Here is a 16,088-nt window from a genome sequence, read left to right on the forward strand (position 1 = left end):
CATACCGTCTTCGTCTATCCCAGGTGGGATATCGTACAGAAAAAATTGAAAAAGTGAGGAGGAACAATATGCTGACTGCAATGCCGGTCAAAATGAACAAAGAGAATCCTCCATTGACGACCGTATTCGGAAAGGCGAAGTGGTTTGCTTTTGTCGATGATGGAGGCAGCGTCGAAATTCGTGAAAACCCCTATGCCGGAGCGGGTCCGAAAACGGTGGCATGGCTTATCGGTTTGGGTGTCGATACAATCGTGACGCAGCATATCGGAGGCAATCCATTTATGGTTATGAAAGAAGCGGGTGTGCGTCTTTTCTACCCTGGAGAGGGGCGCATCCTTGTTGGGCAGGTTCTCGAGAAACTTAAACACGGCAGTATGGAAGAGATCACTGTCGATAATATTATGCGGTTTGCACATCATTGATAGAGGAGGCGAGAGTGGAGAAGAGGAAAGTTTTGATTCTCGGTGGAGGATTTGCCGGTGTGGAGGCGGCGATTTTTCTACGCAAAAAGAATTATGCTGTTACATTGATATCGGACCGGGATTACTTTTACATCTATCCGACATCCATCTGGATTCCGACGGGCGAAACCGAATTTGAAGAGATCTGTATCCCACTGAAGGATCTGCAGGCGGCGCATGGATTCGAACTGATTATCGATGAAGTCAAAGAGATCCACTCCAAAGAGCGTCGTGTCGTCTGCGCCAATGGAGAATACTGCTGTGAGTACCTGGTCATTGCCATCGGAAGCGGCAAAGTCAAACATGAGGGAAGCGAACATTTCCTCTCTATCTGCGGGAAACCGGAAGAGTCGCTAAAGATCAAGGAGCGCATTGATGCGTTGATTGAAAAGGGGCATGGAAAGATCGCCATGGGATTCGGAGGCAACCCGAAAGATCCGAGCAATGTTCGCGGAGGACCGGCTTTTGAAGTCCTTTTCAATGTACACAATGCATTGAAGAAAAAAGGAATTCGTGATAATTTCGAGCTCACCTTTTTTGCACCGATGGAGAAACCGGGCGCACGCATGGGTCCTCAGGCTCTCAAAATGATGGATATGTTTTTCGGCCGTCTCAATATCCGTAAACATTTCGGCAAGAAGATCAAACGTTTTGAAATGAATGGTGTCGTTTTCGAAGATGATACCAAACTCGAAAGTGATTTTACAATGTTCATTCCTGCCGGTGACGGCCATCCGGTCTTTCAAAATTCTGACCTGCCATTGAATGAAGCCGGTCTGATCAAGATCAATGACTACTGTGAAGTGGTTCACGATTACGATGAAACACCGGAGTTTTACAATGTCTTTGCCATCGGTGATTCCGCGGCGATCGATGGGCCGGACTGGCGTGCAAAGCAAGGGCACATTGCCGAAGTTATGGCGCGCAACGTCGCCTTCAATATCGATGCTATTGCCAAAGGAAGCGAGTCACGCAAAGGATATCTCGATCATCTCAATATCCTTTGTGTGATGGACAGCGGTGATGGTGCGGCTTTCGTCTATCGCGACAACAAGGGCGGCAAAATGATTCCGATGCCGATCATCGGCCACTGGCTCAAAAAAGGGTGGGGATGGTACTGCCGAAACTCGAAACTCGGCAAAATCCCCCGAATTCCGGGCATGTAAGTATAAGTAACTGCCGTTACGCATAAACTTCGTTTTGGGTAACGGCATCTCGAAAGCGAAAGCTTTCGAAGCGTCAGGGGGTGCAATGGACACTTCACCCCCCGCCAGGGTACGCGTTTCGCGCATGCCCGCGTAACATAATTAAAAAAGGAGCAAATCATGTGCAACGAAGGAAAAGTCGACCGTATCGTACGGGTCATTCTGGGGCTCGCCATCATCGGATGGGGTGTCGCGGCGCAGAACTATTGGGGTGCTGTCGGACTGATACCGCTCTTGACAGGGGCCATAGGCATCTGCCCACTCTATCTTCCTCTTGGGATCAACACGGGCTGTCACAAGAACGATAGCTCTGAGAATTCTTAAAAATATCTCTCAAACTCCACCTTATAGTTATTATTCGGTGGAGTTTTTCTTTTTCTTCGATACAATTCCACAACAAATACCATTGATTCAAGGAGCATGAATGACCCAGAAAGTCTTCAAAGAGAAGTATCCCATTTTCGAACTTTTCATCGATAAGAACGAGACGACCTGCAAAACGGTCGACGATGTGATCGCCTATTTCAAAGAGAAGATCGATGCACATCCGGTTGCCGTCTATATCGCGACCTTCGACCATTACGCCCACACGAGCAGTCTGCCTGAAGGCAGTATCAACGGAAATATCAAGGCCGCGAAAAATATCGTCTTCTGTTTCGGCAAAGAGCTTCCGACACCGGAAGTGATGGCGGTCCGACCCCGTTCCATCGGCATCAGCGACATGGGCGACAAATTTGTCGTCATCTTCATGGAAGCGCCCAATCCGCAAGCCAACGAAGCGATGGAAACGTGGAGCAAAGCACTCAAAAACGCTTGATCCGCATGCCGAAAGTACCGGCATTTTTCCGACTTCTTTTCTTCGGCCCGCCTCTTTTCGGCGGGCTGCACGATTTTGTCACCACTCTGTTGCGGCACCTTTGATATAATCGGGTATGAACTATCTTTCCATTATCCTGCTGGCAACCTTTCTCTCCGTCGTCATCAATTCGCTTCTGAAGCGTTACAATATTCCCACCGTGATTGGTTACATCATCACGGGTGTCGCCGTCACCACATTTTTCGACCTGCACCACGATTTCACCGAACAGCTTCACCATATCGCGGAGTTCGGTATCGTTTTTCTGATGTTCACGATCGGGCTGGAGTTCTCCTATCGCCATCTGGTCAAAATGAAGCGGGAAGTCTTTCTCTTCGGTTTCATGCAGCTGACGCTGAGCGCAGTTGTTTTCGGCTTTCTGGCCCACAAACTGTGGCATATTTCCTTTCAGGGTTCCATTATCGTCGGTCTCGCGCTGGGACTCTCCTCCACGGCGATCGTTTTGAAGATGCTGGGCGAATCGGGGCAGATGCACGCCCCATATGGGCGAAAAGCGGTGGGCATTCTGATCTTTCAGGATATGGCGGTCATTCCGATCCTGCTGATGATCACGATCTTCTCCTCCCGAAGCGGCGACCTGGGAGGGATGCTCTGGCAGACGCTGATCGACGCCGTGGCGGTGGGGATCATCATCTATCTGGTCGGTAAATATCTTCTCGAATGGGTCCTGACGCAGATCGCCAGGACCAACTCCACCGAAATCTTTCTGACCACGATTCTGCTGATCGTCGTCGGGTCGGCGCAGCTGGCGCACTTTTTCGGCTTCAGCTACTCGCTGGGGGCTTTTCTGGCCGGCATGATGCTCGCCGAAACCCACTACAAATACAAGATCGAAGCGGAGCTGGTGCCGTTCCGCGATCTGCTGCTGGGCCTTTTCTTCACGACGGTCGGCATGCAGATCGATCTGGCTGTAGTGGCCCAGAATATCGGCTGGATACTCGTGATCGCGCTGGTCGTGATGGCGATGAAGTTCGGCACGATCTTTCTCTTTCTGCGTTTTTTCACCCGTCCCCGCGTGGCACTCAAAACCGCCCTCACGCTGGCGCAGGTGGGCGAGTTCGCTCTGGCGGTCTTCGCCCTGGCCCAGGCGAATGATCTGCTGGATATGCGCATTACCCAGATCATGCTCAGCGCCATCATCATCTCGATGATCGCCTCCGTTTTCATTCTGGGGCATATACGCGATATCGCCGATATGCTCATGCCCGAACCTGAGCCGGAGTTCGTCAAAGTCGAATCGACCGGTTTTTCGAACCATGTTGTCGTCTGCGGTTACGGGCCCCTGGGACAGAAAGTAACCGAAGAGCTCAAAAAACAGCAGGCCCACTACGTTGTCCTCGAACACGATATCCGCCGCATGGAGGAGGGGCAGAGAGCCGGAGAGCCGATCTTTTTCGCCAACGCCGCCAACGAAGAGATCCTGAAGCACTTCAACGTTGCGCAGGCGAGCGCCGTTATCGTTGCGGTGGACAATGCCAGACACCTCAGGCTCATCTGCGAAGCCCTGGAGAACACGGCACCCGAAGCCAACGTCGTGGCGAAAGTGAAAACCCTCTCCGAAGCGGAACTGATCGCCGGTCTCGACGTGGACCATGTGGTCGTAGAAAGCAGGGAGATGGCGAAACTCCTCGTGGCCGAAGCGATGCGGTGCCGGCTTTTCGCCCAATAGAAGAGCATCCATCCCGATTTCTGCTTCCATTTGCTACTCTCTATTTTCCCGTTCACGAAATTTACCTCCCCCTTAGGGGTCATTGGATACAATCGCAAAAGATTTTACTTTCGCGATCGAGGGGCTGTGCATGACAAAATATATTTTTGTAACCGGCGGTGTTCTGAGTTCCCTGGGCAAGGGGATCACGGCGGCGAGCGTGGGGACGCTTCTGAAACAGACGGGGCTGAACGTTTCGATTTTGAAGATGGACCCCTATCTGAATATGGATCCGGGGACGATGAGTCCCCTGGAGCACGGGGAGGTCTTCGTGACGGCCGACGGTGCCGAAACCGATCTGGATTTGGGCCATTACGAGCGTTTTCTGAATGTCGATCTGGGCAAGAAAAACAACTTCACGACCGGACAGATCTACCACTCGGTGCTCACCAAAGAGCGCAAAGGCGAATACCTGGGCAAGACGATTCAGGTGATTCCGCACATCGTGGGCGAAGTGAAGCAGAGAATTTTCGAAGCGGGCAAAGGGAAAGATGTCCTGATCGTTGAACTCGGTGGAACGGTTGGAGATATCGAAGGTCTTCCATTTCTCGAAACGATTCGCCAGATCAAACACGAGCTCGGCAGTGAGCGTGTCATCAATATCCATGTGACACTCGTTCCCTACATCAAAGCGGCCGGTGAACTGAAGACCAAGCCCACCCAGCACAGTGTGCAGGAGCTTCGCCGTATCGGTATCACGCCCCATATGATCATTGCCCGCTGCGAAAAACCGCTGCCCAAAGAGCTGCGTAAAAAGATCGCCATCAGCTGCGATGTGGATATGGACAGTGTCATCGAATGCATGGATGCTCCGACGATCTACCAGGTGCCTCTCAATTTTCTCAAAGACGGTATCATGCATCCGCTGATCAAACGGTTCCATCTGACCGATACCGAACCGAATATGGAGGAGTGGGACATTCTGGTCAAACGTATCATCGCCCCGCGCGACGAGATCACAATCGCCTTCGTCGGGAAGTATTTGGGACTCAAAGAGTCCTACAAGTCGTTGACGGAAGCACTGATCCATGCCGGTGCGGCACTCGATACGAAAATCAATCTTCATTGGGTCGACAGTGAGGATATCGAAGAGAAAGGGATCGAAGAGACGATTGGCGAAGTGGACGGCGTTTTGGTCGCCGGCGGATTCGGTGTGCGGGGTGTCGAAGGCAAAATGATGGCGATACGTCATGCACGCGAAAACAGAATCCCCTATCTCGGTATCTGTCTCGGGATGCAATTGAGCATGATCGAGTATGCCCGCAACGTGCTGGGGATAGAAAATGCCAACTCGGTCGAATTCGATCCGGAGACAAACGAGCCGGTCATCTATCTGATCGACGAATTTATCGATCAGTCGGGAGAGAAGCAGGTGCGGACCCATAAGAGCCCGCTCGGAGGCACGATGCGTCTCGGTGCCTACCCCTGTGAAATCAAGGAGGGCACGAAGCTCTTTGAGGCCTATGGGGACAAAAAGATCATCTATGAACGGCATCGTCACCGCTATGAAGCGAATCCGGCGTATCGGGAGCGGCTCGAAAAAGCGGGGATGATCGTATCGGGCGAAAGCAACGGCCTCATCGAAGCGGTCGAAGTCCAAGATCATCCCTGGTTCCTCGGCGTGCAGTTCCATCCGGAATTTACATCGCGTCTTCAAAACCCCAACCCTTCCATTCTCGCATTTGCCAGGGCAGCGCTGACTGCCAAGAATGCCGAGAATGATTAAAGCCTCGCCCGGAATCGGAGTGCTGCAATATGCACTCTAGAACCCATCTCAAAAATCTCCATGGCCGGGAATGGCACGCAAGTGGGCGGAGCGATTTTGCCCCCTCTCTTTGTTGCTTCTCCTTGACGCGGCTTTGGCCACGCCTTCGTCGAAGCGCCGTGACAGGAAGCAAAATCGTTTCCGTTACCGACTATGGGGATTTTTGAGATGGGTTCCAATCTTCCCAAGCTGACCAAAGCCAGCATAGCTGCCTTGCTCGAGGCGCGGTTTCTGGACGGATTCAAGGAACTCAAAGATCTTCCCAACCCGTTTGAACTGCATGAAATGGACCGAGCGGCGGACCGTATTGTCCGTGCGATCCGCCACAAGGAACGGATTGCCATTGTCGGTGACTATGATGTGGACGGTGTCGTTTCATCCGCCCTGATGGAGGAGTTTTTCGAGCTGCTCGACTATCCGGTCGATGTCGTCATCCCGAACCGGTTTGTCGATGGCTATGGAGTCTCTCCAAAGATTCTGGACCGCATCGATGCGGATGTGGTTATTACGGTCGATAACGGCATTACCGCGATCGATGCGGCCAACATCTGCAAAGAGCGAGGTATCGACCTGATCATTACCGATCACCACACCCCCTCCGGAATGCTTCCCGATGCTTATGCGATCGTCAATCCCAAAAAGGATGCCTGTTCGTTCGCCTACCCTGATATCTGCGGGGCACAGGTGGCGTGGTTCCTGATCGGTGCTCTCAAGCAGCGTCTGAATCTCGAGATCAGGATGGGACGGTTTCTCGATCTGCTGGCACTGGCGATCGTGGCCGATGTCATGCCGTTGACGTCAATCAACCGTCCCCTTGTCCGAAAAGGGCTGGAGATGCTTTCGAGTTCAAACCGTCCGGCATTCGAAGTGGTGCGATCTTATCTCGGCAAACAGCGCTTCAGTGCAGAGGACATCGGATATGGTATCGCACCCCGCATCAACAGTGCCGGACGGATGGAAGATGCATCGATCGCCCTGAAATTTCTTCGGGCCAAAACGATCGATGAAGCGAGTAGCGGCTGGATCACGCTCGATGCGCTGAATCAGATGCGGCGGCAGGAGGAGATGGAGACGACGGAGACGGCGATAGCCATGGCCAATCCGGACGACCCGGTCATCGTAGTGGCCCGGGAGGATTGGCACGAAGGGGTTGTCGGTATCGTCGCGTCGCGCCTGGTCGACAGGTTCAAAAAGCCGGCCATCGTTCTTTCTGTCGAAAACGGGCGTGCAAAAGGGAGCGGAAGAAGTATCGGTGATGTTAATCTGTTTGTACTGCTTGACCGGTGCAAAAGTTTTCTGACGGCCTTCGGCGGTCATAAAATGGCAGCCGGACTTTCGCTGGACAAAGAGAAGATCGAAGCCTTCCGCGGCGCTATTTGCAAAGAGGCGTCGATGCTCCCGCCCGAACTCTTTATGCCGAAAGAGAATATTCTCGGAGAGTTGCCGATTGGAGAAATCGATTGGGGTCTGATGGAGATCCTGGCACGGTACGAGCCTTACGGAGAGGCCAACAGTCGACCAAAATTTTTGATCAAGAATATCAGTGTTATTGATGCAAATATAATTGGCGCCGAAAAAAACCATATGAAGCTTCTTCTGGGCAGTAAAAATATTTCTCTTTCCGCCATTCAGTTCGGGTTCAAGAAAATGGTTTCAGTTGGCGAAAATATCGATGTTTCCGGGACTCTGCAGGTCAATGAATTCAACGGCCGTCGAACGATACAGCTGCTTGTAGATAAAATTCACTGACGCATCAATAAGATAATTTTTACCTTTAATACTTATAATAGGAACATTCGCAAATAGAGGAGTGATAATATGGACAAAAAAATGTTGAAACATAGCCAGGAGGTTATTGAAGAGATCATGAAGAAAGAGGGCATGAGCCGACGCGATGCTCTGAAACTGATGGGTCTCGGTGGAGCGGCCACGATGATGGGGGCAGCACCCACATCCGCCAACGCCGCAACGAAAGCGATGGCTTCCAGCGGAAAGAAGGCCAAAATCGTGATCGTCGGCGGCGGTGCCGGTGGTATTATGGCGGCAGCACGCATGAGAAAAGCGGCTCCCAATGCGGAAATTGTGCTTATCGCTCCCAACGATATCCATCTTTATCAGCCTGGCCAGGTCTTTATGGCAGCAGGCCTTTATACGGAAAGTGATATTCAGAAATCGAACAGCGACCTGATGCCTGACGGCGTCAAATGGGTCAAAGATGAGGTAAAAAGTTTTGATCCGGACAACAATAGTGTTGAAACAGGCAACAATGGAAAAATCGGCTACGACTTTCTGGTTGTCGCGACGGGTCTGCAGTATGACTACGAGCGTATCAAGGGCATGAGCCCCGATCTGGTCGGACAAAAGGGCATCTCCAGTGTCTATCTGAACGACCCCGTCAAAGGTACGGCCAAGGGCGGCGTTGCCACATGGGAATGGTTCAAGCAACTGCGCGCTGCAGCGGAAAAGCGCGATCCGGGCAATCCCCTGCACGTGATCTGTACGCAGCCTAGCACACCGATCAAGTGTGGTGGTGCACCGCAGAAGATCCTCTACCTGAGCGATGATATGCTGCGCGGCAACAGCCCGCTTGGCGGCAAAGATATCCACGATAACGCCAAATTTACTTTTGCAAAAAAGGGTGGAAAACTCTTCGGTATCAAATCTTACAACCAGACACTCTTGAAATTGACTGTCGACTACGGCAATATCTATGACGCATTCGGCCACAATCTGGTCGAAATCGATTCCGACAGCAAAATGGCGACATTCGACTACCACTATCTCGAAAAAGGGGAGTGGGACGAGGACCTTGAAGAGTTCGAAGTCATTCCGATGGTCAAAAAGGTGAAAATGAAATACGATTTCATTCACATCGTTCCTCCGATGAAAGGGGTCGATGCCGTTGCAAACTCTCCGATCGGATGGCAGAAAGGTACCGCCAAGGGATGGATGGCGGCAGACCGCTATACGCTTCAGCACATCAAATATAAAAACGTATTCGGCATCGGTGATATTCTCGGTATTCCGCTTGGTAAAACAGGCGGTTCTGCACGTCACCACGGGCCGATTCTCCAGGACAACCTCGTTGCCGTTATGGAAGGCAAAGAGCCGACGGCGAAATTCGACGGGTATACGGTCTGTCCTTTGAAAACACAATATGGTGAAATTATGCTGGCGGAGTTCAACTATGATGGCCCGGCACCGTCGTTCCCGCTTGATCCGTCTCAGCCGCGCTGGGTCTGGTGGGCATTCGACCTCTACATGCTTAAGCCGATGTACTGGAATCTGATGATGCGAGGCCTGATGTAAAAACGGGTATCATTCACAATGATTACACGATTTGACGTTAAAATGAAAAATATTTCCGAAGAAGGAGAAACAATGCGAATGAAAAAAATTGTGGGAGCCGTTGCATGTCTGACGGTGTTAAGCGTGGGTGCGATGGCCGCCGAAATGAGCAATGCAAAAATTTATGAAAAGTATTGCAAAAAGTGTCATGGTGCCAATGGAGAGGGAAACCCAGCCAAAAAAGGACCGGCTCTGAATGACAAAGATATCAATGAGCTTTTCGATGCACTGATGAATCTGAAGGAGAAGGGATTCGAAGCGAGCAAGCACGAAGCGATGACGCACAACATGGAAATTCTCGAAAAGAAAAAAGGAATCCATGTCGATCCTCAGACAATGGCCAAATATCTCTACTACTCTTTCAACCCAGAAGCCAACTAAGCTTCAGAGGCGACGCTACCGTCGCCTCGATCTTTGACTCCAAACTCTTTACTCTTCAATTCTGTTTTCCCTGCAAAATATACAATCGATGTGATGAAAATCAATTTGGTATTTTTGCCGAACAAGATTGTTTATGTTCAAATTTTTTGATAAAAAGCATAAGAAGAATAGTATAAGCTTATTTGTACTAAAATTAAATGTGACTTTATAAATAAGATTAAATTTATCTTATTTATGATGGAATTATATTTGATATAGAAGGAGGAGATATGGCGGTCGAAATTTCCCGAAGACGCTTCCTGCAGGGCAGCGTCGCGATGACCGTAATTGGCGGCATGTCGATGGCACCGAGCAATCTTTTTTCCAACGAAAAGGAGCACGGAGAGCTCTCCATCACGACGAAGACAGGCACGGGCGAGGCGAAGTTTGTTCCGACACTGTGTGAAATGTGTGTCAACAAATGTGCGGCCATTGCCCGGGTGGAGGATGGTGTCGTGACCAAACTCGATCCCAATCCGATGTTTCCGAAATCCCGCAATATGCTCTGCCCCCGAGGAAATGCCGGTATCCAGGCTCTTTACGATCCTGACAGACTGAAGTATCCGATGATACGTATCGGAGAAAAGGGGGAAGGCAAATTCAAACGGGTTTCCTGGGATGAGGCATACGACGCGATTTTGAACGGTACCGACAAATTCCCCGGATTGGCCAAGATTCTTGATGAGGAAAAAGATAACCGATCGACCATCTTTTTCTGTGCCGGCGAGGGAATGGCCGAACACACGTTCAAGACTTTCTATACAGGATTCGGTTCTTCGAACTGGCTCAATCACGCATCCTTGTGTCTTCGAACCGTTGTTTCGGGTTATGGTGTCACACTTGGTGCCTATCCCCAGGCGGATCTGGAGAATGCGGAGTACATCATCATGGCCGGCGCCAATCGGGCCGAAGCGATCGTCACACCCGATACGATGGACTTCTTCAAACGTACGAAAGGGCGCGGCGCCAAGCTGATCTGTGTCGATCCGCGCTTTACCAACACAGCCGCCAAAGCCGACAAATGGCTGCCGATCAAACCCGGTACCGATCTGGCTTTTGTCCTGGCATTGACCTATGTTGTTGTTATGGAGGAGCTTTACGACAAAGCGTATGTCGAGAAGTATTTCAACGGTTTCAAGCAGTACAAGAACCATCTATACGCCGAAGAGTACACGCCGGAATGGGCTGAGAAGATCACCGGCATCCCAGCCGAAGATATCTATGAAATTGCACGGGATTTCATGAAACATGCGCCCAAAGCGGTCTATTATCCGGGCCGTCGCAGTACTTTCGCCAAAAACGACTTCCAGCTGCGCCGTGCCATGGCGATTTTCCAGGCACTCGGCGGCGGCATTGACACGAAAGGCGGACTCGTCTTCGGGAAAAAACTTCCTCTCAAAGGTCATAGTGCCGTAGCACCCATGTACGCCCAGGCGGAGGGTGTGGATGTCGCCCGGGCCAAAGGCAAGCCGGGTTATTCCGACTGTGCCATCGTGTCAGGCGGCGGATCGTGGATCGGATTCCGAAACCGGATACTTGAAGGAAAGAGCGTTTATCCCGTACGGGGAATGTTCCTGTACAAGCACAATCCCATGATGAATATGCCCAACGTGGAAAAAACCGCGAAATTCCTCAAAGGTCTCGACCTTATCGTCACGATCGACACCATGCCGAGCGATACCGTAATGTATGCCGATGTCGTATTGCCGGAGTGTACCTATCTGGAAAGAACCGACCCGGTCAAAACGTTTGGCGGTCCGGAACCGTCGATTGCCGTGAGAAACAAAGTCATTGATCCGATGTACGAAACCAAACCGGTCATTGACATCATGCGCGGCCTGACCGAGAAAATTTCCAAACCTCTTTTCGAGATTACGAAAAAATATGATGAAGATGTGCAGGATGACATTGCCGACCGGGGTGAAGCGGAAGTCTACAAAGAATTCGATCTCACCATCCCCTTCGAGCATAGCCAGGAAGAGCTCAATGAACATGCCGTTTCCGGGTATCCGGGAGCTTACGAGGCGCTTTGCAAACATGGGGTCTTCTATCCGAAAATGGAAGAGTATTTCAAGCAGGTGTCGGCCAACGAGCATGTGTATTATCCCGACGACGAGAAAGCTTACAGCGTACGGGAAGGCAAACCCAAGACCAACTCCGGCAAAGTGGAGTGCAATCTGGCCAATATAGCGAAAAAAGGTGTCGACCCGATGCCGACATGGCGCAAGGAGTACGAATATCACGTGCCGGAAGGAAAATTCCGCATGCTTACGGGGCGTCATGCCCAGTTCACCCAGAGCGGTACCGCCAATAACGTAATGCTGCATGATCTGATTCACGAGAATTACATCTGGATCAACAAGCGGGTGGCCAAAAAGATGGGGATCAAATTCGGCGATATGATCGAAGTCTCCAGCGAAGCGGGAAAAACGCGGCTCAAAGCCTATCCGACCGAAAAGATCGCTCCCGATCAGGTCTTCTTCATTCACGGATTCGGAGAGGAGTCCGAAGCACTTACGTGGGCGTATCGAAGCGGCGGCAACGACAATGCCGTCATCGTCGACGAGATCGAGCCGGTCTACGGCGGTGCCGTGATGCATTCAACGAACGTAGAAATCAGAAAGGTGTAAGAAATGGCAAGATATGGAATGGCCCTGGATTACAAAAACTGCATTAACTGCAAAGCGTGCGAAGTCGCATGTAAAGAGGAGAACGGTGTCCTGCTCGGGGCTGACAAGCACCGTATCTGGGTTGGTGTCAAAGAGATCGAAGGAGAGTTTCCGCTGCTCAGTATTGCATCCAATACGTTTATGCCGAGTCAGTGTCAGCACTGTGAGCATGCGCCGTGTCAGGAGGTCTGTCCGACACATGCGACTCACTATGACGAAAACGGCGTTGTACGCGTCGATCCGGACAAGTGTATCCTCTGCAGCTACTGTATGAATGCCTGTCCTTACGATGCGCGCTATGTCGATGACAGAACGATGACGGTCGACAAGTGTAACTTCTGCTCCGATACGCGTCTGGCGCGCGGAGAGACGACCACAGCCTGTCAGGCAACCTGTCCGACAAAAGTACGTATTTTTGGTGACCTGGATGATCCGAACAGTGAAATCAGCCAGGTATTGAGAGATCGCGAGCACTTCTCGCTCAAGCCGCATCTGGGTACCAAACCCAAACTCTTCTATTTGATTTAAGGGGTGAATAATGGATTTGCAAAAAATTATTCCGTATAGAAAAATGTCTCTGAAAGAGCTGTTGGTACCTGAAAACAAATTGATGGCCTTGATCGCCATCGTACTGACGGCACTCTTTTTTATCGGTGTGATTATCTATCTGATTCACGGGCACCATGCCTATGGTGTAACGAGGGAGCATCCCTGGGGACTGTTGATTGCGATGTACATCTTTTTCGTTGTCTCATCCACGGGATTGTGTATCGTAGGCTCTTTCGGTGACGTGTTCGGTTTCAAAGACTATATGGCTGTCAGCAAACGGGCGATTTTCGGATCGATTATTACAATTCTTTCCGGTTTTGCCGTTATCGCATTTGAGATCGGGCACCCGATCACGATGATGATCTATAACGTATTGAGCCCGGGGCTGACCTCGGCGATCTGGTGGATGGGTACATTGTACGGTATCTATCTGACTTTCATGGTGATCGAATTCATTTTCCTGATGCGTAACGATATGAAGAATGCGAAGATCTTCGGTTTGTTCGGGCTTCTGGTGGGTCTTGCGGCACACTCAAACCTGGGTGGTGTTTTCGGTTTTCTGAATGCCAGGGTCGTCGCAAACGGCGTTTTCTACCCGACCTATTTCATTCTGACAGCGTTCATTACGGGGATTTATCTGATTTTCCTGATGTATGGATACAAATACCGCGGCAAGCCATTCCCCGAGGATGTGACCAAGGCACTGATCAATTTCATGAAAATTCAGGGATTGCTCCTGGCGATTCTGATGTTCTTCGAGACATGGAAGATGCTGACCGGTGTCTACGGCGGTATGCCGGAACGCGCGGATGTCATCATGCACATTCTCCATACCAAGTCGTTCTGGCTGGGCGAGGTGATGTGTGGTATGGTCATTCCATTCCTGCTGATCCTCAAATCCAAAGGAACGGCTATCAAGAGCATGGTATGGGCTTCCTTCATCGGCATGATCGGTATCTTCTACATGCGATATGATCTGGTCCACGACGCCCAGCTGTTCCCGATGCAGACGTTGAAGATCCGTGAATATCAGTTGCCGCCTTCGTTCGTCGACTATTTCCCGTCATCAACCGAGATGATGATAGGATTCGGCGGTATTGGCATCTGTCTGATTCTCTATTTCCTGGGCACCAAACTTTTCGATCTTGACAGCATGCCCGAGCATCACTAAAATATCACAACAACCGGCCCCTCTTTTTCGGCGGGCCGGTAAAAGGAGCAAGTTAATGAAACGATGGATGCAGGTGATATTGCTGTCGACACTTTTTTCGGGTCTGTTGATAGCGGAAGAATACAGTGTCAAGCAGGTGGAAGAGATCGGTGGGAAAATCTCCAAAGAGATTCAAAAAACACTCAAACACAAATTGAAGAAGGCCAAGAAGAAGGGTGGCATCGAAGCGATGGCGGAATATTGCGCCGAAGAGTCATTGAAGGACATCGATGCCATCCGCAAGAAATATGGAAAAGATCTTCGTGTCAGACGTGTCAGCCTGGGCCACAGAAATCCGAAGAACGCACCCAAAAAAGATGAAGAGAAGATGCTGAAAGCACTGGATCTGCTTGTGAAAGCGAACGCGTTCCTTCCGAAGACGATTGTGCAGGCACATGAGGATGGCAGCTATAAGCTCTATGCGCCGATTACGCTGAACAGCCGAACCTGCAAAAAGTGCCACGGAGACAAAGATACCATTGACCCGAAAATTGTCAAATATTTTGCATCCAAATACAAAGATGACAAAGGATACGGTTTTCGCAGCGGTGACCTGAGGGGTGCGATCGTCGTGGAATTCCCTGCACCGAAAGAGGACGAGTAGAGGTTTCTCACAGGATGAAAAGGGGAGGGCGGTGAAGGAGAAAGTCTATGTCTGGCCGCTTTGCATCAGGACCTTTCACTGGCTGTTTGCTCTCTCTTTCTTTTTCGCATTTGTGACAATCTGGTTCGAAAATCTTTTAACCATCCATGTGGCCTTCGGAATGGTCTTTGTCATTCTTGCTCTCTTCAGGCTGGGATGGGGATTTATCGGACCGCTATACTCCAACTTCAACTGCTTCGATTTCCAAAGAGATCATCTCCTTGACTACATTCTGCACCTTTTCGGCCAGAAAGAGAAGACAGCAGGACACAATCCCGCTTCCAGCTGGGGAGCGATCGCCATGCTGGTTCTTGGACTTCTGCTGGGTATCAGCGGTATTTTTCTCTACGGTGTCCAGGAGGGACGGGGTATCGTCTCTTTTCTCAACAGAGAGATCTACTATCAGATGGATCAGATGTTTCTGACCCATATGTGGATCGCCTATGCGATGCTTCTCGTTGTCATCATTCACATCTGGGGCGTCGTGTTCGAACATATCTACCACCACACGGGCATCATTTGGTCGATGTTTACGGGATACAAGTACCAGGTGGGCGGGATGGATGTCAAGCTGGATCGAAAACAGAATTTTTTCGCCGCATTCTTTCTGTTCCTCTCGGTTGCCATCTACTTTTATGTGGTCGAAGTACCCGACAATGCGTTGACAAAAAGCTGTTACGAACCGATCGATTACGAGAAGAAATATCCCGTATTGGCGCTGGAGTGTGGAGATTGCCACATCGTTTTTCCTGCCTATCTGCTCCCTGCACAGTCGTGGCGGCTCATCATGGATACGACCGACGAGCACTTCGGGGACGAACTCGATCTTGACGAAGAGGATGCCAAAACGATCCGGGAGTATCTTGTGCGTCACAGTGCCGATCACTCGACGCGGGAAGCCGCTTTCAAGATTCTGGAATCGCTGAAATGGCGCTACGAGCATGTCAATTCCATCGTCCATACCCCATACTGGAAAAAGACGCACAAACGCATACCTTCGAAGGTTTTCAAGAAAAAGTCGATCGATTCCAAATTCAGCTGCGATGCCTGTCACCCCGATATCGTGAAAGGACGGATCGACGACGATTCCATCAAGATTCCCGATGTCTCTTTCAAAGATGCGCTCAAAATGCACATATATTCCAAATGACTCTCTGATTCCTTTTCCAATTCAACGAAAACTAACGCACCGGATGCTACCGTATAAACTACCATTTAACGTATGAAGGAAAG

14 protein-coding genes are annotated in these 16,088 nt (G+C 50.5%); all 14 read left to right on the top strand.

Going from position 1 to position 16,088, the window contains the following annotated elements; genetic code table 11:
• The coding region (locus Q1K24_RS03325) for a NifB/NifX family molybdenum-iron cluster-binding protein (protein ID WP_300365924.1) at positions 1-422 on the top strand (422 nt) is incomplete at its 5' end.
• 14 nt (positions 423-436) lie between these two features.
• On the top strand, positions 437-1,627 hold the full coding sequence (locus Q1K24_RS03330) for an FAD-dependent oxidoreductase (RefSeq protein WP_300365926.1): 1,191 nt from the start codon (positions 437-439) through the stop codon (positions 1,625-1,627).
• Positions 1,628-1,786: 159 nt separating this feature from the next.
• Positions 1,787-1,990, top strand: coding sequence for a DUF2892 domain-containing protein (locus tag Q1K24_RS03335; protein WP_300365928.1), 204 nt, complete (start codon positions 1,787-1,789; stop codon positions 1,988-1,990).
• A gap of 100 nt (positions 1,991-2,090) precedes the next feature.
• Positions 2,091-2,483: a DUF6858 family protein gene (locus Q1K24_RS03340; protein WP_300365930.1), complete on the top strand. Its 393-nt coding sequence runs from the start codon at positions 2,091-2,093 to the stop codon at positions 2,481-2,483.
• A gap of 115 nt (positions 2,484-2,598) precedes the next feature.
• The gene (locus Q1K24_RS03345) at positions 2,599-4,212 is read left to right on the top strand and encodes a cation:proton antiporter (RefSeq protein WP_300365932.1); all 1,614 of its coding nucleotides are present in this window, start codon (positions 2,599-2,601) and stop codon (positions 4,210-4,212) included.
• A gap of 130 nt (positions 4,213-4,342) precedes the next feature.
• Positions 4,343-5,977, top strand: coding sequence for a glutamine hydrolyzing CTP synthase (gene pyrG / locus Q1K24_RS03350; RefSeq protein WP_300365934.1), 1,635 nt, complete (start codon positions 4,343-4,345; stop codon positions 5,975-5,977).
• A 207-nt stretch (positions 5,978-6,184) separates the two neighbouring features.
• On the top strand, positions 6,185-7,765 hold the full coding sequence (gene recJ, locus Q1K24_RS03355; RefSeq protein WP_300365936.1) for a single-stranded-DNA-specific exonuclease RecJ: 1,581 nt from the start codon (positions 6,185-6,187) through the stop codon (positions 7,763-7,765).
• A 69-nt stretch (positions 7,766-7,834) separates the two neighbouring features.
• Positions 7,835-9,325: an FAD/NAD(P)-binding oxidoreductase gene (locus tag Q1K24_RS03360; RefSeq protein ID WP_300365938.1), complete on the top strand. Its 1,491-nt coding sequence runs from the start codon at positions 7,835-7,837 to the stop codon at positions 9,323-9,325.
• Between the two features lie 78 nt (positions 9,326-9,403).
• Complete coding sequence (locus Q1K24_RS03365; protein WP_300365940.1) at positions 9,404-9,745, top strand: c-type cytochrome; 342 nt, start codon at positions 9,404-9,406, stop codon at positions 9,743-9,745.
• A gap of 269 nt (positions 9,746-10,014) precedes the next feature.
• Positions 10,015-12,414 (top strand): molybdopterin-dependent oxidoreductase, encoded by a 2,400-nt coding sequence (locus tag Q1K24_RS03370; protein ID WP_300365942.1) that lies wholly within the window; start codon positions 10,015-10,017, stop codon positions 12,412-12,414.
• 3 nt (positions 12,415-12,417) lie between these two features.
• Positions 12,418-12,981 (top strand): 4Fe-4S dicluster domain-containing protein, encoded by a 564-nt coding sequence (locus Q1K24_RS03375; protein ID WP_300365945.1) that lies wholly within the window; start codon positions 12,418-12,420, stop codon positions 12,979-12,981.
• A 10-nt stretch (positions 12,982-12,991) separates the two neighbouring features.
• The gene (gene nrfD / locus Q1K24_RS03380; protein ID WP_300365948.1) at positions 12,992-14,173 is read left to right on the top strand and encodes an NrfD/PsrC family molybdoenzyme membrane anchor subunit; all 1,182 of its coding nucleotides are present in this window, start codon (positions 12,992-12,994) and stop codon (positions 14,171-14,173) included.
• 55 nt (positions 14,174-14,228) lie between these two features.
• Positions 14,229-14,816, top strand: coding sequence for a DUF3365 domain-containing protein (locus tag Q1K24_RS03385; protein ID WP_300365951.1), 588 nt, complete (start codon positions 14,229-14,231; stop codon positions 14,814-14,816).
• Between the two features lie 31 nt (positions 14,817-14,847).
• Positions 14,848-16,005: a cytochrome b/b6 domain-containing protein gene (locus Q1K24_RS03390; protein ID WP_300365954.1), complete on the top strand. Its 1,158-nt coding sequence runs from the start codon at positions 14,848-14,850 to the stop codon at positions 16,003-16,005.
• Positions 16,006-16,088 lie beyond the last annotated feature (83 nt).

Origin of the sequence: Hydrogenimonas sp. (genome assembly GCF_029932565.1) — a bacterium.
GTDB lineage: Bacteria > Campylobacterota > Campylobacteria > Campylobacterales > Hydrogenimonadaceae > Hydrogenimonas.